This window comes from Falsiroseomonas sp. RANM36 (genome assembly GCF_056682175.1).
Map to the genome: position 1 here is coordinate 1,284,525 of NZ_JBWXTD010000003.1, position 19,618 is coordinate 1,304,142.

15 protein-coding genes are annotated in these 19,618 nt (G+C 72.1%); 7 read left to right on the forward strand and 8 right to left on the reverse strand.

Annotated elements, in window-relative coordinates; translation table 11 throughout:
• Window positions 1-157: 157 nt before the first annotated feature.
• From acs to AC1MIR_RS11020, 3 genes are all read right to left on the reverse strand, one after another.
• On the reverse strand, window positions 158-2,089 hold the full coding sequence (gene acs, locus AC1MIR_RS11010; protein WP_480028200.1) for an acetate--CoA ligase: 1,932 nt from the start codon (window positions 2,087-2,089) through the stop codon (window positions 158-160).
• A gap of 384 nt (window positions 2,090-2,473) precedes the next feature.
• Window positions 2,474-2,869 carry a VOC family protein gene (locus tag AC1MIR_RS11015; RefSeq protein WP_480028201.1) on the reverse strand — a complete coding sequence of 132 codons (396 nt, stop codon included), beginning with the start codon at window positions 2,867-2,869 and terminating at the stop codon, window positions 2,474-2,476.
• 199 nt (window positions 2,870-3,068) lie between these two features.
• Window positions 3,069-4,655, reverse strand: coding sequence for an ABC transporter substrate-binding protein (locus AC1MIR_RS11020; protein WP_480028746.1), 1,587 nt, complete (start codon window positions 4,653-4,655; stop codon window positions 3,069-3,071).
• An 83-nt stretch (window positions 4,656-4,738) separates the two neighbouring features.
• Between AC1MIR_RS11020 and mutS the strand changes: the two genes are divergently transcribed.
• Both mutS and AC1MIR_RS11030 read left to right on the forward strand, forming a co-directional pair.
• Window positions 4,739-7,471, forward strand: coding sequence for a DNA mismatch repair protein MutS (gene mutS / locus AC1MIR_RS11025; RefSeq protein ID WP_480028202.1), 2,733 nt, complete (start codon window positions 4,739-4,741; stop codon window positions 7,469-7,471).
• Window positions 7,472-7,484: 13 nt separating this feature from the next.
• Window positions 7,485-10,271, forward strand: coding sequence for a [protein-PII] uridylyltransferase (locus AC1MIR_RS11030; protein ID WP_480028203.1), 2,787 nt, complete (start codon window positions 7,485-7,487; stop codon window positions 10,269-10,271).
• Window positions 10,272-10,283: 12 nt separating this feature from the next.
• Here AC1MIR_RS11030 and AC1MIR_RS11035 read toward each other — a convergent pair whose 3' ends face one another.
• The gene (locus AC1MIR_RS11035; protein WP_480028204.1) at window positions 10,284-10,883 is read right to left on the reverse strand and encodes a glycine zipper family protein; all 600 of its coding nucleotides are present in this window, start codon (window positions 10,881-10,883) and stop codon (window positions 10,284-10,286) included.
• A gap of 175 nt (window positions 10,884-11,058) precedes the next feature.
• Between AC1MIR_RS11035 and AC1MIR_RS11040 the strand changes: the two genes are divergently transcribed.
• Window positions 11,059-11,787, forward strand: coding sequence for an NYN domain-containing protein (locus AC1MIR_RS11040; protein ID WP_480028205.1), 729 nt, complete (start codon window positions 11,059-11,061; stop codon window positions 11,785-11,787).
• On the opposite strand, the gene hrcA is transcribed toward AC1MIR_RS11040, so the two are convergent.
• On the reverse strand, window positions 11,765-12,865 hold the full coding sequence (hrcA, locus tag AC1MIR_RS11045; protein ID WP_480028206.1) for a heat-inducible transcriptional repressor HrcA: 1,101 nt from the start codon (window positions 12,863-12,865) through the stop codon (window positions 11,765-11,767). The genes AC1MIR_RS11040 and hrcA overlap by 23 nt on opposite strands.
• A 124-nt stretch (window positions 12,866-12,989) precedes the next feature.
• On the opposite strand from hrcA, the gene AC1MIR_RS11050 reads away from it, so the two are divergent.
• Genes AC1MIR_RS11050 through rdgB form a run of 3 tightly spaced genes read left to right on the forward strand, consistent with a single transcriptional unit; the run spans window position 12,990 to window position 15,028 of the window.
• On the forward strand, window positions 12,990-13,625 hold the full coding sequence (locus tag AC1MIR_RS11050) for a lytic transglycosylase domain-containing protein (RefSeq protein ID WP_480028207.1): 636 nt from the start codon (window positions 12,990-12,992) through the stop codon (window positions 13,623-13,625).
• 39 nt (window positions 13,626-13,664) lie between these two features.
• Complete coding sequence (rph, locus tag AC1MIR_RS11055; RefSeq protein ID WP_480028208.1) at window positions 13,665-14,417, forward strand: ribonuclease PH; 753 nt, start codon at window positions 13,665-13,667, stop codon at window positions 14,415-14,417.
• Window positions 14,414-15,028, forward strand: coding sequence for an RdgB/HAM1 family non-canonical purine NTP pyrophosphatase (gene rdgB / locus AC1MIR_RS11060; RefSeq protein WP_480028209.1), 615 nt, complete (start codon window positions 14,414-14,416; stop codon window positions 15,026-15,028). The genes rph and rdgB overlap by 4 nt, the downstream gene beginning before the upstream one ends.
• A 152-nt stretch (window positions 15,029-15,180) precedes the next feature.
• Here the strand turns inward: rdgB and AC1MIR_RS11065 are convergent, their stop codons facing one another.
• Window positions 15,181-16,128: a Bug family tripartite tricarboxylate transporter substrate binding protein gene (locus tag AC1MIR_RS11065; protein ID WP_480028210.1), complete on the reverse strand. Its 948-nt coding sequence runs from the start codon at window positions 16,126-16,128 to the stop codon at window positions 15,181-15,183.
• A gap of 190 nt (window positions 16,129-16,318) precedes the next feature.
• Here AC1MIR_RS11065 and AC1MIR_RS11070 point away from each other — a divergent pair, with 190 nt between their 5' ends.
• Complete coding sequence (locus AC1MIR_RS11070) at window positions 16,319-17,884, forward strand: sulfatase-like hydrolase/transferase (protein ID WP_480028211.1); 1,566 nt, start codon at window positions 16,319-16,321, stop codon at window positions 17,882-17,884.
• Window positions 17,885-17,888: 4 nt separating this feature from the next.
• Here AC1MIR_RS11070 and AC1MIR_RS11075 read toward each other — a convergent pair whose 3' ends face one another.
• On the reverse strand, window positions 17,889-19,040 hold the full coding sequence (locus AC1MIR_RS11075; protein ID WP_480028212.1) for an endonuclease/exonuclease/phosphatase family protein: 1,152 nt from the start codon (window positions 19,038-19,040) through the stop codon (window positions 17,889-17,891).
• Window positions 19,041-19,119: 79 nt separating this feature from the next.
• Window positions 19,120-19,618: flavin reductase (locus AC1MIR_RS11080; RefSeq protein ID WP_480028213.1), on the reverse strand; the 499-nt coding region annotated here is incomplete at its 5' end.

Here is a 19,618-nt window from a genome sequence, read left to right on the forward strand (position 1 = left end):
CCTCGACGACCGGCGCGCGCTCCCCGCTTCCCTCCGGCTGGGTCACCAGCACGTTGACGTCGTAGCGGTCGAAGGGCGAGCCCATCGTCAGGGCGGCCAGCGGCGGGGGGGGGGGGGGGGGGGCGGCCCCGCGGGGCGGGCCCCCCCCGCGGCGGGATCAGCGCACTCGGCTGTCGATCAGGTCCTGCACCACCGTCGGATCGGCCAGCGTCGAGGTATCGCCCAGGCCCTCGGTCTCGTTGGCGGCGATCTTGCGCAGGATGCGGCGCATGATCTTGCCCGAGCGGGTCTTCGGCAGGCCCGGCGCCCATTGGATCGCATCCGGTGCCGCGATCGGCCCGATCTCCTTGCGCACCCAGGCGACGAGTTCCTTGCGCAGCGCCTCGGTCGGCTCCTCGCCGGTCTTGAGCGTGACGTAGCAGTAGATGCCCTGGCCCTTCAGGTCGTGCGGCATGCCGACCACCGCGGCCTCGGCGACCTTCGGATGCGCGACCAGCGCGCTCTCGATCTCGGCCGTGCCCATGCGGTGGCCGGAGACGTTGATCACGTCGTCCACGCGGCCGGTGATCCAGTAGTAGCCGTCCGCGTCGCGCCGCGCGCCGTCGCCGGTGAAATACATCCCCTTGAAGGTCGAGAAGTAGGTCTGCCCGAAGCGCGCATGGTCGCCATAGATCGTGCGCATCTGGCCCGGCCAGGAATCGAGCAGCACGAGGTTGCCCTCGGTGGCGCCCTCCAGGATCCTGCCCTCGCCATCCACCAGCGCGGGCTTCACGCCGGGCAGCGGCAGCGTCGCCGATCCCGGCTTCTGCGCGATGGCGCCCGGCAGCGGGGAGATCAGGATCCCGCCCGTCTCGGTCTGCCACCAGGTGTCCACGATCGGGCAGCGCTCGTCGCCGACATTTCGGTAGTACCAGAGCCAGGCTTCCGGATTGATCGGCTCGCCGACGGAACCCAGGATGCGCAGCGACTTGCGGGAGGTCTTCTTCACCGGCGCCTCGCCTTCGCGCATCAGCGCGCGGATCGCGGTCGGCGCCGTGTAGAAGATGTTGACCTGGTGCTTGTCGATGACGTCCCAGAAGCGGCTCACGCTCGGGTAGTTCGGCACGCCTTCGAACATCAGCGTGGTCGCGCCGTTCGCCAGCGGCCCGTAGACGATGTAGGTGTGGCCGGTCACCCAGCCGACATCGGCCGTGCACCAGTAGATCTCGCCGGGCCGGTAGTCGAACACGTTCTCATGCGTGAAGCTGGCCCACACCATGTAGCCGCCGGTGGTGTGCAGCACGCCCTTCGGCTTTCCGGTGGAGCCGCTGGTGTAGAGGATGAAGAGCGGATCCTCGGCACCCATCGGCTCGGGCTCGGCGGTGTCCTTCTGGCGGTCGCAGAGATCGCTCCACCAGATGTCGCGCCCGGCCTGCATCGGCACCTCGCCGCCGGTGTTCTTCGCGACGACGACGTGGCGGATGGAGGGGCACTGCTTCAGCGCCTCGTCGGCATTCGTCTTGAGCGGCACGCTGCGCCCGCCGCGGCGGCCCTGGTCGGCGGTGATCAGCACGCTGCATTCGGAATCCTGGATGCGGCTGGCCAGGCTGTCCGGCGAGAAGCCGCCGAAGACGATGGAGTGGATCGCGCCGATGCGCGCGCAGGCGAGCATCGCGACAGCCGCTTCCACGATCATCGGCAGGTAGATGCAGACGCGGTCGCCCTTCTTCACGCCGAGCTCGCGCAGGCCGTTGGTCAGCTTGCAGACGCGCGCATGCAGCTCGCGGTAGGTGACCTTCGCGTCGCTCTTCGGATCGTCGCCCTCCCAGATGATCGCCACCTGGTCGCCGCGCGTGGCGAGGTGCCGGTCGAGGCAGGAGACGGAGGCGTTGAGCACGCCGTCCTCGAACCACTTGATGCTGACATCGCCGTGGAAGTCCACGTTCTTGATCTTCGTGGGCGCCTTCATCCAGGCGATCCGCTTCATCTCGCCGCGCCAGAAGCCGTCCGGGTCCTTGTCCGCCTGGTCGTACATGGCGCGGTACTTCGCCGCGTCGATGCGCGCCTTGGCGGCGATCTCGGGCTTCACGGCGATCAGCGCGTCCGACATGCGTTCTTCCCCAAGCTGGGCCGGCTGCCCGTCCTGCGGGCCAGCTCTCTATCCGGGCCTATGGGGCACAGGGCCTTGATTTGCGTCAACCGCCGGGACGCCTGCGCCAGCGGGCCGGCGGATGTCGGCGCAACAAAGCACCTCGCGACCCGCGCATTACGGCAATTTCAGCCCGGCACCATCACGGTGAGAGAAGCGTTGGCCCATCCTCACCTCGATGGGTTGGCGGGCGCCCGGCGCGCGCGGTCCCATATGATCGGTGTCGGCCATTTCCCGGCAGGCCGCCGCCGACGAGGCCGGAGCTCCGCAAGGGGCGATCGGCCCTTCGGGCCGGCTGCAGCGATGCGGCCGGCCCTTTCTTTTTCCTGCCCGTCGCCGTCCGGTTCAGCCCGCGGGCGTCTCCGCGAAGGTCAGTTCCACGGTGAGTCCGGTCGGGTCCTGCAGGAAGATCTGGTGCAGCGGGAAGCCCGGCACCGGTGCTTCGCGGAAGGCGATGCCGAGCGCCTGCAGCCGCGCGCGCGTCGCCTCCAGCCCCTCGGCGCGGAAGGCGACGTGGCCGAAGGCGCCGTGATCGGCGGGCGGCCAGGGGTCGCTGTCCTTGGCGCGCGCGGCGATGTGCACCACGGCCCGCGCGCCCGACCAGAACCAGATGCCGGGGAAGTCGAAATCGGGCCGGGCGCATTCGTAGAGCCCCACCACCTCGCCCCAGAAGCGGCGCAGCGCCGGCAGGTCGGCCGGACGGCAGCGGATGTTGACGTGGTCGAGCCCGGTGACGGCCATGGCGTGGTTCCTCCCCGCCCGGAGCAGCGCCCGTTCGGTGGAACCGCTCCGCGATTCCACCGAACGGGCATGGGCTGCTCCGGAAGCATGATGTCCAGAGCACGACTTTCCGATCGACTGCTTCCAGTCGATCGGAACGTGCCCTGGCAGCCTGCGCCGGGCGGGTGGGCGGCGTCCAGGATCCTGCGCGGCGCACGTGTCAGGCGCGGCGCACGTTCCAGGGATAGGGCGCGGAGCCGGGCAGGATGCCGGTGATGTCGCGCCGGAAGGCCGTGCGGATCACGAACTGGCCGAGCGGCAGGAAGGCCGCCTCGTCCAGCGCCAGCCGCCCGAGCTCCGAGGCGATCTGGCGCTGCCGCGCGGGGTCCGGCGCGAAGAGCCAGGCCTCGGCCAGTTCCTCGGCGCGGTCGTTCTTCCACCAGCCGAACCAGCCGCGCTCGCCCTGGCCACGCACCAGGAAGGAGATCGCCGGGTTGGCCCAGGCCGTGGCGCCGCCGGTGGTGTGCAGGATGGACCAGCCGCCGCGCTCCACCGGCTCCCGGTTCGAGCGACGCTGCACCACCGTGCCCCAGTCGGTCTCGGCGAGCTCCACATTCATGCCGATCCGCTTCAGCCGGTCGGCGGTGACGTGGCCGAGCGGGCCGATATCCGGGAAGTCGGTGGGGTTGATGATCACCGCCTTCTGCCCGGCATAGCCCGCCGCGCGCAGCGCATCGCGCGCCTTGTCGAGATCGCCCGGCATCAGCTCGGCAAGATCCTCGAAATAGGGCGTGTGCCGCGGCCAGAGGCTGCGCCCGACGGACCAGTCCGTCCGGTCGTCGCCGCGCGAGGCGCGCATGTAGTCCTCCTGCGCGACGGAAAGCCGCACGGCGCGGCGGATGCGCACATCGTCGAAAGGCGGCTGGAGGTTGTTCATGCGCATCACCGCAAGGCGTCCCGTCGGGTCCGTCGCCTCGCGCCGGACGTCGCGGGCGCGGGCGAGCAGCGGCTGCAGGTCGGGATGCGGACGCTCCCACCAATCCACCTCGCCCGATTGCAGCGCGGCGGCGGCGGTGGCGGGGTCGGGCAGGATGTGCCACTCGATGCGCCGGAAATGCGCGACCTTCGCCCCGGAAGTCCAGGTCGGCGCCTCCTGCCGCGGGACATAGCCGTCGAACTTCTCGTACACGACGCGGCTGCCGGAGTTGAACTCGCCCGCCATGAAGCGATAGGGGCCGGAGCCGATCATCTCCGTGATGCCGCGCGAGGCATCGGTGCGCGCCAGCCGTTCCGGCATGATGAAGGGCACCGAGGAATCCGGCTTGGCGAGCGCATCCAGCAGCAGCGGGAAGGGCCGCTTGAGCCGGATCACCATGGTGCGGTCGTCCGGCGTGCTCCATTCCTCGACCTGGCGGGCCAGCAGCTGGCCGAAGGGCTCGCGCGCGCACCAGCGGCGCAGCGAGGCGACGCAATCCACCGAGCGCACCGGCTCGCCATCATGGAAGCGCAGCCCCTCGCGCAGGCGGATGCGCCAGGTGAGGCCGTCCGCGGAGACCTCGTGCCCCTCGGCCATCTGCGGCTTCGGCTTGAGCTCGGCGTCCACGCCGTAGAGCGTGTCGAAGACGTAGTAGCCGTGGTTGCCGGTGACGGTCGCGGTGGTGAAGATCGGATCGAGGACGCTGAGGTTGGCCTGCGGCACGAAGCGCAGCGTGGCGGCGCGGGTGTTCTGTGCCACGGCGGGCGCGGCGGGCAGTGCGCCGGCGGCCATCGCGGCGGCGCCGCCGGCGAGCAATCCACGGCGATTCATCATGCGTCCTTGGTCCTTCCTCTCCAGGGTGCCGAGCCTAGAGCCGTTTCCACGGCGACGGAAACCGCTCTAGGAAGGCGGTGATGGATCGGCCCACCCCGTCCCTGCGCAGCGAAGGCAGCCGCGTGCCGCCGGCGGACGGCGCCACCCCCGCCATGGCGCAATGGTTCGCCGCCAAGGCCGCGCATCCCGACGCCCTCGTCTTCTTCCGCATGGGCGATTTTTTCGAGCTTTTCTTCAGTGATGCCGAGCAGGCTGCGTCCATCCTCGACATCGCCGTCAGCCATCGCGGCGAGCATCGCGGCCAGCCCGTGCCGATGGCCGGCGTGCCGGCCCACGCCCTCGACACCTACCTTGCCCGCGCCATCCGCGCCGGCTGGCGCGTGGCGATCTGCGACCAGATGGAGACGCCGGAGGAAGCCAAGCGCCGCAAGGCGCCCACCATCCGGCGCGAAGTCGTCCGTGTCGTCACGCCGGCGACGGTGACGGAGGACGGGCTGCTCGACGCGTCCCGCCCCGCCTGGCTGCTGGCGCTGGCGCCGGCCGAGGACGCGCTCGGCGCCGCCTGGCTCGACATCTCCACGGGCGGCTTCTGCACCGCGACAATCCATCGCGCGGAGCTCGGCGCGCTGCTGGCGCGGCTGGAGCCGGCGGAAGCCGTGACGGCGCCGGAGCTGGCGGAGGACGCCGAGCTCGTGCAGCGCCTGCCGGGCCGCATCGCCCCGCGGCTCGTGCCGCGCGACGCGGCGCGGCTGGTGCGGGAGGCCTATGGCGTCGCGACGCTGGACGGCTTCGGCCGCTTCGCCGCCGGCGAGCTCGACGCCGCGGCGCTCGCCCTCGGCTATGTGCGGGAGACCCAGGCGGGGCTGCTGCCGCGCCTCGATCCGCCGCGGCCGCAGACCGATTCCGCCGGCGTGCTGGCGCTGGACGCCGCCACGCGGCGCAGCCTGGAGATCCTGCGGGATCAGCGCGGCGGGGCGGAGGCGACGCTGCTCGCCGCCGTTGACCGAACCCTGACCGCCGCCGGTGCGCGCGAGCTCGCTGCGCGGCTCGCCGCGCCGCTGGCCGAGGCCGCGCCGATCGCCGCGCGGCATGACGCGGTCGCCTTCCTGCTGGGCGACGCGGCGCTGCGCGGCGCGATCCGCGCGGCGCTGAAGGGCGCGCCGGACATGGCCCGCGCCCTGGCCAGGCTGGCGCTGGACCGCTTCGCGCCCCGCGACCTTGGCGCGCTGCGGGCGGGGCTCGACCTCGCCGCGCATCTCGTCGCGACGCTCGCCGAGCCCGCGCTGCCGGTGCCGCAGCTGGTGGCCGAGGCCGCGGCGGCGCTGCGCCTGGACCCGGCGCTGCCCGCGGAGCTCGGCCGCGCGCTTGCCGAAAAACTGCCGGCGCGGCTGGAGGATGGCGGGATCATCGCCGCCGGCTATGACGGCGAGCTGGATGCGCTGCGCCGGCTGCGCGATGGCGGGCGGGAGGCGATCGCGGCGCTGCAGCTCGACCTCGCCCAGGCCTGGGGCGTGGCGAGCCTCAAGATCCGCCACCACCAGCAATTCGGCTTTCTGGCCGAACTGCCCGCCGCCCCGGCCGAGAAGCTGCTGCGCGACCCGCCGAAGGGCCTCAGGCCCGAGCACGCGCCGATCCATCGCCAGACCATGGCGAACGCCGTGCGCTTCACCTGCACGGCGCTGGCCGAGCTCGACCGCAAGGTGGCCGAGGCCGGCACGCGCGCGGCCGAGCGCGAGCGCGCCTGCGTGAAGCATCTGCGCCGGTTGCTCCTGGATGCCGGCGGCCCGATCGCCGAGGCCGCGCGCGCCATCGCCGAGCTCGACCTGCATGCCGCCGCCGCCGCGCTGGCCGAGGAGGGCGGCTGGTGCCGGCCGGACATCACCGACCGGCCCGACTTCGCCATCGCCGGCGGCCGCCACCCGGTGGTGGAGGCGGCGCTGCGCAAGGCCCGCGGGCCCGCCTTCGTGCCGAATGATTGCGACCTCTCGCCCGGCAGGCGGCTGTGCCTGCTGACCGGGCCGAACATGGCGGGCAAGTCGACCTGGCTCCGGCAGAACGCGCTGATCGTGGTGCTCGCCCAGGCCGGCCTCTTCGTCCCCGCCGCCTCCGCCCGGCTCGGCCTGGTGGACCGGCTGTTCTCGCGCGTGGGCGGCGGAGACGACATCGCCGGCGGGCGTTCCACCTTCATGGTCGAGATGGCCGAGACCGCCGCCATCCTGAACGGCGCCACGCCGCGCTCCCTGGTGGTGCTGGACGAGGTCGGGCGGGGCACCGCCACCTGGGACGGGCTGGCCATCGCCTGGTCCGTGCTGGAGGCGCTGCATGATCGCATCCGCTGCCGCGCCATCTTCGCCACCCACTTCCACGAGCTGACCGCGCTCGCCGGCCGCCTGCCGGAGCTGCGCCTGGCGCAGATGCAGGTGGCGGAATGGCGCGGCGAGGTCGTCTTCCGCCATCAGGTCGGCGACGGCGCGGCCCGGAAATCCTGGGGCGTGCATGTCGCCCGCCTCGCCGGCGTGCCGCGCCCGGTGCTGGCCCGCGCCAACCAGGTGCTGAACGCGCTGGAGGCGCGCGCCAGGGCCGGCGGGCCGGACGCGCTGGCCGAGGAGCTTCCGCTCTTCGCAAGGCCGGCCGCGGCGCCCCCGGCCGCCCCGGCCAGCCCGCTGCACGCGGCGCTTGCGGAACTGGACCCCGACGCCCTCTCGCCGCGCGAGGCGCAGGAGGCGCTCTACCGCCTGAAGTCGCTTCTTGCGGAGCATGACGCAGCGCAACACGACGACACTGTTGCTGGCGGCCACTGTCCGGTATCGTGAAACCGTGATCCGAATGAGACTTGCGCACGCACCCGACGCGGCGGGTTCGCCCGCTGCCGAGTCGCCCGAGGTGCTGCCCGACCTGGTGGCCGCGCTGCTGCCGGGCGGCCGCCCGATCCCGCGCGACGAGGCGCTGGGCCAGCTGCGCCGGCAGCTCGGCCGCATCCAGGGCAAGGTGCAGCGTGCCTTCGAGGCGCATGAGCTCTCCGGCCTCGCGGCCGCGCGCTGGCTCGCCGCGCTGACCGACGGGCTGGTCGCCGCGATCCATGCCTACACGATCGCCATGGTCCCTTCCGGGCCCGAGGGCGGGACGAAGGCCGAGCCATCCTTCGCGCTGATCGCCACCGGCGGCTATGGCCGCGGGGTGCTGGCGCCCTATTCGGACATCGACCTGCTGTTCCTGTCGGACCAGCCGCTCGGGCCGCAGGGGCGGCGCGGCGTGGAGTTCATGCTCTACCTGCTCTGGGATCTCGGGCTGAAGGTCGGCCACGCCACCCGCACGGTCGCCGAATGCATCGAGGACGCCCGCGGCGACGTCACCATCCAGACGGCGCTGATCGATGCGCGCTACCTGGCCGGCGACGCCACGGTGCATGCCCGCTTCGACGCCGCCTTCGCGGCCTTCCGCAAGCAGTCGGGCCTTGCCGCCTTCCTCGCCGCCAAGCGCGCCGAGCGCAGCGCGCGCCATGCGCGCTACGGCGACAGCCCCTTCCTGGTGGAGCCGCATGTGAAGGAGGGGCGCGGCGGGCTGCGCGACCTGCAGACGCTGTACTGGCTGGCGCGCCACGCCTTCGGCGTGCAGCGCATGCCGGAGCTGGTGGGGCGCGACAGCCCCGGCGGCGGCCTGCTGACGCCGCAGGAGGCGCGCGCCATCCGCCGCGCCTGGAATTTCCTTTGGACCGTGCGCTTCCACCTCCACTACGTGACGGGACGCGCGGAGGAACGGCTCACCTTCGACCTGCAGCCCGTGGTCGGCGCCCGCATGGGCTATACGCGCCACGGCGTGCAGGACGGCGTCGAGCGCTTCATGAAGCACCTGTTCCTGACGGCACGGGACGTGGTGCGCCTGACCCGCCTTCTGGAGCCGGCGATCGAGCGCGCCGCGCTCGGCGTGCCGGCGGTGCTGCCGGCCGGAGACGCCGCGCTGTGCCAGGCGGGCATCGCGCTGGCCGACGGCAAGGCGCTGTTCGCGCCGGACCGCGACGTCGCGGCCGATCCGGCCATCATGCTGCGCCTGGTGCGCGCCGCGCGCGACCGCGGGCTGGAGCTGCATCCGCTGGCGCATCGCGCCCTGGTGCGCAATGCTCGCTATGCTGTGCGGCTGCGCGACGACGCGGACGCCAATGCGCTGTTCCTCGACGTGCTGTCGGGCCGCGACGCGGCGCGCTGGCTGCGCACGCTGAACGAGGTTGGCTTCCTCTCCCGCTTCATCCCGGACTGGGCGCGCATCGTCGGGCTGATGCAGTTCGACACCTACCACGTCTTCACCGTGGAGGAGCACACGATCGAGGCGATCGGCGTGCTGGGCGCGCTGGAGCGCGGCGAGCTGGCGGAGATCGCGCCGGTCGCATCCGAGCTGATCGGCCAGGTGCAGTCGCGCCGTGCGCTCTATGTCGCGGTGCTGCTGCACGACATCGCCAAGGGCCGCGGCGGCGATCACAGCGAGCTCGGCGCGGAGATCGCCCTCGATCTCTGCCCGCGCCTGGGCCTGACGCCAGAGGAGACGGAGACGGTCTCCTGGCTGGTGCTGAACCACCTGCTGGTCAGCCAGACCGCCTTCAAGCGCGACATCGACGACCCCAAGACCATCCTCGACATCGCCGAGACCGTGCAGTCGCCGGAACGCCTGCGGCTGCTGCTGGTGCTGACGGTCGCCGACATGCGCGCCGTGGGGCCGAAGGTGTGGAACGGCTGGAAGGCGACGCTGCTGCGCGAGCTCTACTGGCGCGTGGCGGAAGTGCTGGCGGGCGGGCTCTCGGTACCCGAGCGCGACACCCGCGTCGCGCGCGCCCGCGCCGCCGCCGCCGCGCTGCTGGACGACCTGACGGAAGCGGAGCGGGAGCTTTTCCTCTCGCTCGGCTATCCCGGCTACTGGCTCTCCTTCGATCCCGAGACGCATGCGCGCCACGCGCACATGATCCGCGAGGCCGAGCGCGACGCGGCGCCGCTGACGGTGCGATCGCGCGTGATCGAGGCGCGGGCGGTGACGGAGGTGACGGTGTATTGCACCGACCATCCGGGGCTGTTCAGCCGTATCGCCGGCGCGCTGGCCGTTGCCGGCGCCTCCATCGTGGATGCGCGCATCCACACCATGACGAACGGCATGGCACTCGACACCTTCTGGGTGCAGGACGCCGCCGGCGGCGCCTTCGACGCGCCGCATCGCCTGGCGCGGCTGGCGGTGCTGATCGAGCAGTCGCTGTCCGGCCGCCTCCGGCTGGAGGCCGAGATCGGCAAGCTGCGGCGCGAGCCTGCGCGGCTGCGCGCCGTGCAGATCCCGCCACGCGTCGTGATCGACAACCACGCGTCGAATTCGCACACGGTGATCGAGGTGAATGGCCGCGACCGGCCCGGCCTGCTGCACGACGTGACGGCCGCGATCAGCGAGCAGGGCCTGCAGATCGGCAGCGCGCACATCACGACCTACGGCGTGCGCGCGGTGGACGTGTTCTATGTGAAGGACGTGTTCGGCCTGAAGGTCGAGAACGAGCGCAAGCTGAAGGCGCTGCGCGATGCGCTGGTGGGCGCGCTGGGCGGCGCCGAGGCGGCGCCGGCCGAGGCGGAGATGCGGGCCGTCTGACCGGCGCGTGCCTTACCAGCGCCAGCCGGGATAGGGCCGCCGGTAATACGGATAGCCATAGCCGCGGTAGTAGCCGAGGGAGACTCGCGGCCCCCAGTAGTAGGGGTAGGCGTAGGGATAGGGATACGCATAGGGGTAGGGATAGGCCGGTGCCGCATAGGGCACCACGGCGACCTGCGGCGGCGCCGGCAGCCGGTTCCCGGCGCTTGCCATGCACTGTGCATAGGCGGCGTCGTAGCGGGCCTGCAGTCCGGCGGAAGAGGCCGCGGCGTTCCCCGCGCCCACCGCCGATCCCGCCACCAGGCCGGTGCCCGCCCCGATCGCCGCGCCCGCCCCGGCCTGCCCGCTGGCCGAGCCGATCAACGCGCCGGCCGCCGCGCCGCGCGCGGTGCCCACCGCCGCGCTGCCCACGGCCGCGTTGGTCGCCGCCTGCGCCGGCGCGTAGCCGATCTGGCCGAAGGCGTAGTTGCGGCACTGCGCGTCCTCGGCCTGGAAGCGTTGCAGGTCCTTTCCCTCGGGCGGCAGGGCGAAGACCGTGGGCCCGGCCGGCGGCACGACCGCGCAGGCGCCGAGCAGGAGCAGCGGGAGAAGCAGGGCGAGACGCATCCGCATGGAGGAAGCCCTTGGGTCAGTCATGCCTGGTGACATTGGCATATGGTGTGTCGCTGATCTTCGCGGCAGGCCTGTGGCGGCGCCGTGACGCCGTGCCACCTTTCCTGACCATTCCGCACGCGATGTGCGCAACTTGCGTATTGCGGCGTCGCTTGGCGCTTCGCAGCATGAAGCCATGCGCCGGCTGGCCCTTCTGATCGACGCTGAGAACGCGCAGCCTGCTGCCCTGGATCGCGTCGTGCAACTGGCGGCGGGCTACGGCGAGATCGCGGAGCGCCGCGCCTATGGCGACTGGGCGAACACATGCCTGCGCGGCTGGGACGACATGTTCAGGCGGCATGGGGTGCTCAGGGTGCCGTTCTATGGTGGCCGGGCCCGCAGCAACGCCGCAGACTTCACGCTCACCATCGATGCGATGGACCTGCTGCATTCGAGGCAGTTCGGCGGGGTTTGCGTGATGTCGAGCGACAGTGATTTCGGCGCGCTTGTGGCGCGCCTCCGCCGCGCCGGGCTGCTGGCGCTGGGCTTCGGGGAGGCGAAGGCGCCCGAGCCCTATCGCGACGCCTTCGACCGCTTCTTCCTGATGGATCAGGTGCTCCGCGACGTACCGGACGGTGACGCGGAGCTTGCGGCGATGGTCGGACAGGCCGTCGATGCGGCGGCAAAGGATGGCTGGGCGAATCTCAGCACGGTCGGCCAGCTTCTGCCGCCCGACTTCCGCAAGCGCTGGCCGCGCAAGCAACTCATCGAGCTGATCCGACCGCTGACGGATTTTCACCTCGAGCGGCGCGCGAGCGGCACGTCCAAGAGCTGGCAGGTGCGGCGGAAGACGACGAAGCGCGTTCCGGTCCGCGCGGCTTCGCAGTCGGGCGTTATCCCGCCTAGCCCAGCAGCCGCCCGATGACCCGCGCCGTGTAGTCCACCACCGGCACGATGCGCCCGTAGTTGATCCGCGTTGGCCCCACCACGCCGATCGCGCCGACGATCCGCTGGTCCTGCGCGTTGCGGAAGGGCGCCACCACCATGGAAAGACCGGCGCTGTCGAACAGGCCGCTCTCGGCGCCGATGAAGATCTGCACGCCCTCGCCGCGCTGCGCGAGATCCAGCAGGCGCAGCATCGTCTCCTGCGTCTCCAGCCGCTCGAACAGGCCCTGGATCTCCTGCACGCGCGCCACCTGGTCCAGGTTCTGCAGCAGCTTCGCCTGGCCGCGCAGGATCAGCGTGCCGCCGACGCCGCCCGACCAGGTCGCCAGCCCGGCGGCGATCACCTGCTGCGTGAGTTCATCCAGCGCGGTGCGGTTCGCCGCGATCTCCGCCTGGACCGCGCCGCGCGCCTCGTCCAGCGTGCGGCCCGACAGGCGTGCATTCAGGTAGTTCCCCGCCTGCACCAGCGCGGAGGGCGGCAGGCCGGGCGGAACCTCGATCACCCGGTTCTCCACCTGGCCATCCGCCGTCACCAGCACCACCAGCGCCCGGCCGGGGCCGAGGGCGACGAACTCGATATGGCGCAGCGGCGCCTCGCTCTTCGGCGCGACGACAAGGCCCGCGGCGCCGGCCAGGCCCGAGAGCATCTGCCCCGCCTCCGCCAGCGTGTCCTGCAGGCTGCGCCCGCCGCCGGCGCAGCGCGCGGCGATGGCGTCCCGCTCCTCCTCCGCGAGCGCGCCGAACTGCAGCAGCCCGTCCACGAAGAGGCGCAGGCCGCGTTCCGTCGGCAGCCGCCCGGCGGATGTGTGCGGCGCGTAGAGCAGCCCGGCATCCTCGAGGTCCGCCATCACGTTGCGGATGGTGGCGGGCGAAAGCGCCTGCGGCAGCCGCCGGGAGAGGGTGCGGCTGCCCACCGGCTCGCCGGTGGCGACATAGAGCTCCACCAGCTCGCGCAGGATGGCGGCGCCGCGGTCGTCCAGGCCGGGCGGCAGGGGCGGCGTGCCGGCGGCGGAGAGGCTCATGGCCGGCACCCCTGCGGGGCGTGGTGGCCGGTGCATCGGACCCATGGTGCTGCGCGTCCCGGACCGTCTTGCTTCAGGGAACAGTATGGAAACGCCGTGGCCGGGGTCAACCTGACCCGGCGCTGGACCGCGGCCGGCCGGCATCGCAGGCTGCCCCGCCATGCGCCGCCCGGCCCTTTTCGCGCTGCTCGCCCTCCTGCTCGCCCTGCCCGCGGCGGCGCGGGCCGATGCCTGGACCGCCTGCGGCAGCGCCATCGCCGCCGCCGAGCGCGGGGCCGGCATCCCGGCCGGGCTGCTGCTGGCCATCGCGCGGGTGGAGAGCGGGCGGCCCGCGCCGGGCGGCGGCGTCGCCCCCTGGCCCTTCGCGATCAATGCCGACGGCGCCGGCCGCTACCCGGAGAGCAAGGGCGCCGCCATCGCGGAGGTGGAGGCGCTGCGCGCGCGCGGCATCGCCTCGGTGGATGTCGGCTGCATGCAGGTGAACCTGTTCCACCATCCGCAGGCCTTTCCCGACCTCGAGGCCGCCTTCGATCCGCCGCGCAACGTCGCCTATGCGGTCCGCTTCCTGCGCGACCTGCATCGGCGCACCGGCAACTGGTCGGATGCGATCGCGCAGTACCACTCGGCCGAGCCGGGGCGGGGGCTGGCCTATCATTCGCGGGTGCGGGTGGCGCGCGTCGCGGGGGGCACGCTGCTCTCGGCGCCCGCCGTGCTGCGCGGCCTCTGCGCGGCGGGGCGGCAGGCGGCGGTGCTGGTCGGCCGGAACGGCAAGCCGCGCATCGTCTGCCGCGGTTGACGCTGGACGCGCCGGCCGGGCGGGATTAGCCGTCGCGCCATGATCGAGTTCCCCGCCGGCTTCAAGCCGCCCTTCTACCGTCCCTCGAAGCGCCAGGCCGACGAGCTGCGCGCCGTGACGCTGACCCCGGGCGCGGCGCGCCACGCCGAAGGCTCCTGCCTCGTGCGCTTCGGCGTGACGGAGGTCCTCTGCACCGCCAGCATCGAGGGCAAGGTGCCGCCCTTCCTGCGCAATTCGGGCCAGGGCTGGGTCACCGCCGAATACGGCATGCTGCCCCGCTCCACCCATACCCGCAGCGACCGCGAGGCGGCGCGCGGCAAGCAGTCCGGCCGCACGCAGGAGATCCAGCGCCTGATCGGCCGGTCGCTGCGCGCGGTCACGGACCTGAAGGCGATGGGCGAGATGACCGTCACGCTGGATTGCGACGTGCTGACCGCCGATGGCGGCACGCGCACCGCCTCCATCACCGGCGCCTGGGTGGCGCTGCACCTGGCCTTCCAGCACGCCATCGGCAAGAACATCCTCAAGAAGAACCCGCTGCGCGACCAGGTGGCGGCGATCTCCTGCGGGATCTGGCAGGGCACGCCGGTGCTCGACCTCGACTACGAGGAGGACAGCAAGGCGGAGACGGACGGCAACTTCGTCATGACCGGCGCGGGCGGCGTGGTGGAGGTGCAGGCCACCGCGGAGGGCGCGCCCTTCACCGAGGCCGAGCTCACCGCGCTGCTCGGCCTGGCGCGCAAGGGCACGGGCGAGCTGTTCGCGAAGCAGCGCGAGGCCGTGAAGGCGTGACGCACCGGTTGCTCACCGGCCCGAAGCTGGTGCTGGCCACGCACAACGCCGGCAAGGTGCGCGAGGTCGCGGAGCTTCTGGCGCCCTGGGGCCTCTCGGTCGTCAGCGCCGGCGAGCTCGGCCTGCCGGAGCCGGCGGAGACCGAAAGCAGCTTCCTCGGCAATGCGCGGATCAAGGCGCTGGCCGCGGCGCGGGCCTCGGGCCTGCCGGCACTGGCCGACGATTCGGGCTTCTCCGTCGCCGCGCTGGATGGGGCGCCGGGCGTGCACACCGCCGACTGGGCGCAGACGCCGAAGGGGCGCGACTACGCCATGGCCATGGCAAAGGTCGAAAAACTCGCCCGCCATGCGAAGGACCGCCGCGCCTGGTTCTCCTGCGCGCTGGTGCTCGCCTGGCCGGATGGCCATACCGAGGGCTTCCTGGGCGAGGCGCATGGGCAATGGGTCTGGCCGCCGCGCGGAACCAACGGCTTCGGCTACGACCCGATGTTCGTCCCCGATGGCGGCGCGCAAACCTTCAGCGAGATGGCGCCCGCCGCGAAGCACGCCATCAGCCACCGCGCCGCGGCCTTCGCGCAGCTTTCCGCCGCCTGCCTGCCGGCGCGCCCCTGAGATGCGCGCCGCCCGCCTCGCCCTGCTGCTGCTGGCCCTGACCCTGGGCGGCGCGCGGGCCGAGGAGGCGGGGGCGCTCCGCAGCGATCCCTCCTTGCCCCTGCGCGGCGGCGCCCCCGCGCGGGGGCTTTTCGTCCAAGCGACGCGTCTCGCTACTGGACCTGCATTCCCGCCTCCCGCACGACCCGCGCCCAGCGCGCGTCGTTGGCGGCGAGCATCGAGGCGGGGTCTTCCTGCCCCGCCTCGATGCCCCAGCCCGCGAGCCGCGCCCGCGCGGCTTCACTCGCCAAGGCGTCGCGGGCCAGGGCCGACCACTCCGCGATCGCGGCCGGCGGCGTTCCGCGCGGCACGAAGAGCATGTTGGCGATGCGGACATCGAACCCCGGGAAGCCACTCTCGGCCACGGTCGGCACATCCGGCAGCACCGCCGCCCGCGACGGGCCGGAGACAGCAAGCGCGCGGAGGCGGCCGGAGCGCACCAGGTCCGGCCCGCCACCGATCGCCAGGAACCCGGCCGGCACCGTGCCCGAGACGAGCGCCGTCAGCGCCTCGGCGTTGCCGCGCTGGGGAACGTGTTCCAGCGCATCCTTCGGCAGGCCGGCCACCTGGCGCAGATGCTCCATCGCCAGGTGGCCGGGCGAGCCGACGCTGCCCGAGGCGTAGAAGAGCGGCTGCCGCCTCGCGGCCGCGATGAAGTCGTCCAGCGTCCGCGCGGGGTGGCTTGGATGCACCAGCAGCACGAGCTGGAAGGTCCCGAGATTGGCCACCGGCACGAGGGCGCCACGGTCGAAGCCCAGCGAGGCAAAGAGGTGAGGGTTCACCGTCAGCGCCGTGTCGAGCGCGGCGAGCAGCGTCCTGCCGTCCGGGGCGGATCGCGCCACGGCGGCCGAGCCGATGTTGCCGCCCGCGCCGGGCCGGTTCTCCACCACCACCGTGCCGCGGCCGGCGCGCGCGGCGTGATCCGCGACCAGCCGCGCGGTGCCGTCCAGCGCGCCGCCGGGCGGGAAGTTCACCACGATGCGCGTGACGTCGGCCTGTGCCGCTGCGCGATGCGCCATCGCGAAACCCGCGGCGGCGAGCATCAGCGTGCGGCGAGGCATGGGTGATGTCGGCCAGTGCGACATGGCGTTCTCTCCTCCCTGTAGCCGGGTGCCAGCTTACGCCGCCCGGACCGACGCGCCACCATGGCCCGGTGGCGTTCGGATCATGCGCTTCGCCGACGCGCCGCCGGATTGCCGGCGCCGCGCCCGGGTGCTTCGCTGCGCGCCTGCCGGGCTTCGGGGGCATCGCATGAGCGCGATCCGCAACGTGCTGTTCATCATGTGCGACCAGCTGCGCTGGGACCACATGGGCTGCGCCGGCCACCCCTTCCTGCGGACCCCGAACCTCGATGCGCTGGCCGCGCGCGGCGTGCGCTTCACCCAGGCCTATGTGCAGTCCGGCATCTGCGGCCCGTCGCGGATGAGCTACTACACCGGCCGCTACGTCGCCTCCCACGGCGCCACGCACAACCGCGTCCCGCTTTCGATCGGCGAGGTGACGCTGGGCTGGCACCTGCGCGAGGCGGGGCGCACGCTGGCGCTGGCCGGCAAGACGCATGTGCTGCCCGATGCGCGCGGTATGAAGCGGCTGCAGCTGGATGGTCAGCACGACCTGAAGGCGCTGCTGGACGAGGGCTGGTTCACCCTGGTGGACCGCCATGACGGCCATCATGCGGAGCCCGACAGCGCCTATGCGCATTGGCTGCGCGCGCAGGGCTACGACAGCAAGGACCCCTGGACCGACTACGTGATCGCGGTGGAGGATGCGGAAGGCCGCGTGCTGAACGGCTGGAAGATGCGCAATGCGCGCCTGCCCGCCCGCGTGAAGGAACAGCACAGCGAGACCGCCTACACCACCGATGTCGCGCTCGACTTCATGCGCCGGCAGGGCGATGCGCCCTGGGTGCTGCACCTGTCCTATGTGAAGCCGCACTGGCCCTACATCGCGCCCGCGCCCTTCCACGCGATGTATTCCGAGAACGAGTGCCTGCCCGTCTCACGCCACCCGGATGAACGCGGCGACGCCGCGCATCCCGTGATGCGCGCCTGGCAGGACGAGGAGGTCGCCCGCAGTTTCCAGGACGATGCCTGCATCCGCACGGTGCGCCCGGCCTATCAAGGACTGATCTCGCAGCTGGACCATCACCTTGGCCGCGTGTGGGAGGAGATGGAGCGGCTCGGGCGCTGGAAGGACACGCTGGTCGTGTTCTGCTCCGACCATGGCGACTATCTCGGCGACCATTGGCTCGGCGAGAAGGAGCTGTTCCACGACTGCGTCCAGCGCATTCCGTTCCTGCTCTACGATCCCTCGCCCGAGGCCGACGCCACGCGCGGCACGGCGGAGGACCGCTTCGTCGAGGCGATCGACGTGGTGCCGACGATCCTGGACGCGCTGGCGCTCGATCCCGCGCTGCATGTCGTGGAGGGCCGGTCGCTGCTGGCGCTGACGCGCGGCGCCGCCGGTGACTGGCGCGACGCGGTGTTCAGCGAGCTGGACTGGACCTTCCGCGGCGCGCGGCGTCGCCTGGGTCATCCCACCGGCCAGCACCACGCCTGGATGGTCCGGGATGCGCGCTGGAAATACGTGCATTGGAGCAGCGGCTACCGGCCGCAGCTTTTCGACCTCGCCGCCGACCCGGAAGAATTCCACGACCTCGGCGCCGATCCATCGCTGGAGGATGTGCGGGAGGCGATGCGCGAGAAGCTGCTGGCCTGGTTCTGCGGCCTGAAGCGCCGCACCACGCTGACCTGGGCCGAGGCCGAACTCCGCACCGACCGCCACAAGGCGGCGGGCGTGTTCTATGGGGAGTGGTAGCGCCTCAGCGCTTTGCGATGCCTGCGAGGTAGCTGTCCGAGAAGTCGGTGTCGATCTCGATCCAGAGCGGCGCGTGGTCCGACATCTGCCAGGTGCGCCACTTCCGGTACAGCGCGGCCGCCGTCTTCGCGCGGAATTTCGGATCCTTCTCCGGGTCCTTCGCGGGAAGGTAGGCCGCGTAAAGCGCCCGATCCGCAGCGCTATCCCGGAACACCTCGGCGAACATGTCCACGATGCCGCCGCCCGCCACGCGGAAGCGCGGATCCTTCACGCGCACCGCGATCTGGTCGTAGAAGTGGTTGTGCGGCCCGCGCACCTTGCGACCGTCGATCGCCGCCGGCACGGTGAATCCCTCGCTCTTCAGCGCCGCCATGGTCTTGTGCTCGGGGCTGACCACGTTGAAGTCGCCGAGCAGGATGTAGTTTTCCACCGCGCCGCTGCTGTCCTTCTCCTGCCGGCTGGCCTTGTCCTGGCGATCCGCGAAGAACTTCACGAGGCGTTCGATTTCGTCGATGCGGCGCTTCAACTGCTCCCCCGACTCGTTCCCGTAGTAGATGTGCACGGTGCAGAGGCTGAAGCGGAACCAGCCGGACTGGAACGCGACGAGGAAAGGCGTGCGCGCGAATTGCTGCTTGACCTCGGTCTCTGTCGGCTTCGCTTCCGGCTGCTCCTTCGGCGGCTTCACCTTCCTGCGGGACACGACGAGCTGTCCTTCGGGCAGCACCACCTCGCCCGCGACCTTGCGGAAGAACACCTTCTCCCGGTTGAAGACGAAGGCCATGCGTTCATTGTTGCCGCCTGGGCCTTCCGTCGTGTCGGTCGCGATGTAGTCCCATTCGCGGCCGAGGATGCGCATCAGCGTCTCGAGCGGACGGAGGTCGCGATCCACCTCCTGCAGGGCGACCAGGTCGAAGCAGGAGATGATCTCGGCGAGGTAGTAGAAGGTTTCCGGCAGGCGTGGGCCGAACTTGAACTTGTTCGAGTCGAAGTCGCGGATGTTCCAGGTCGCCAGCAGCAGCGCGCTGTCGCTCTTGCGCTTGCGCAGCGGTGCAAGGTTCTGCCGCAGCGCGAGCAGGCGCTCGGCGCAGCGCTTCGCCGCCGTCGTGTCGCGGCCGAAAGCGTGCCGCAGACCGGCATAGTTGTTCGACATTCGCATGACCCCCAGCCGGGCACGGAGGCAGCGTCGCAGGCCTGCCTGGCCGACACAAACGGGGAATCAGGTCGGGGGAACGAAGTCAGACCGCCTCGATTGCGCCCACCGGGTGGTAGTCGCGCCCGTACCAGATCAGCGCCCCGCCCGGCGCGCCCTGCCGGATCGCCGCGATCTCGGCGAACAGCACGCTGTGCGAGCCCTTCTCCACCACCTCGGTGATGCGGCAGTCGAAGGCCACCACCGCCGCCTCCTCCAGCACGGGCGCGCCGGTGGCCAGCCGGCTCCAGCTTGCCAGCGCGAAGCGGCCCTCAGTGTCCAGACCGCCCTTGCCGGCGAAGGCGTCCGACAGCGCCCGGCAGCCGGCGGCCAGCGTATTCACGCACAGCACGCCATTGGCCTTGAACAGCGCATTGCCGCGGCTGGCGCGGTTGAGGCAGACCAGCAGCGTCGGCGGGTCGTCGGTGACGGAGCAGACCGCGCTGGCGGTGAAGCCGGCGCGGCCGGCGGCGCCCGCCCGCGGGGCCACCGTAACCCCCGCCCCCCGCCCCCCCCCCGCCGCGCGGGACGACCGGGGGGGTAAA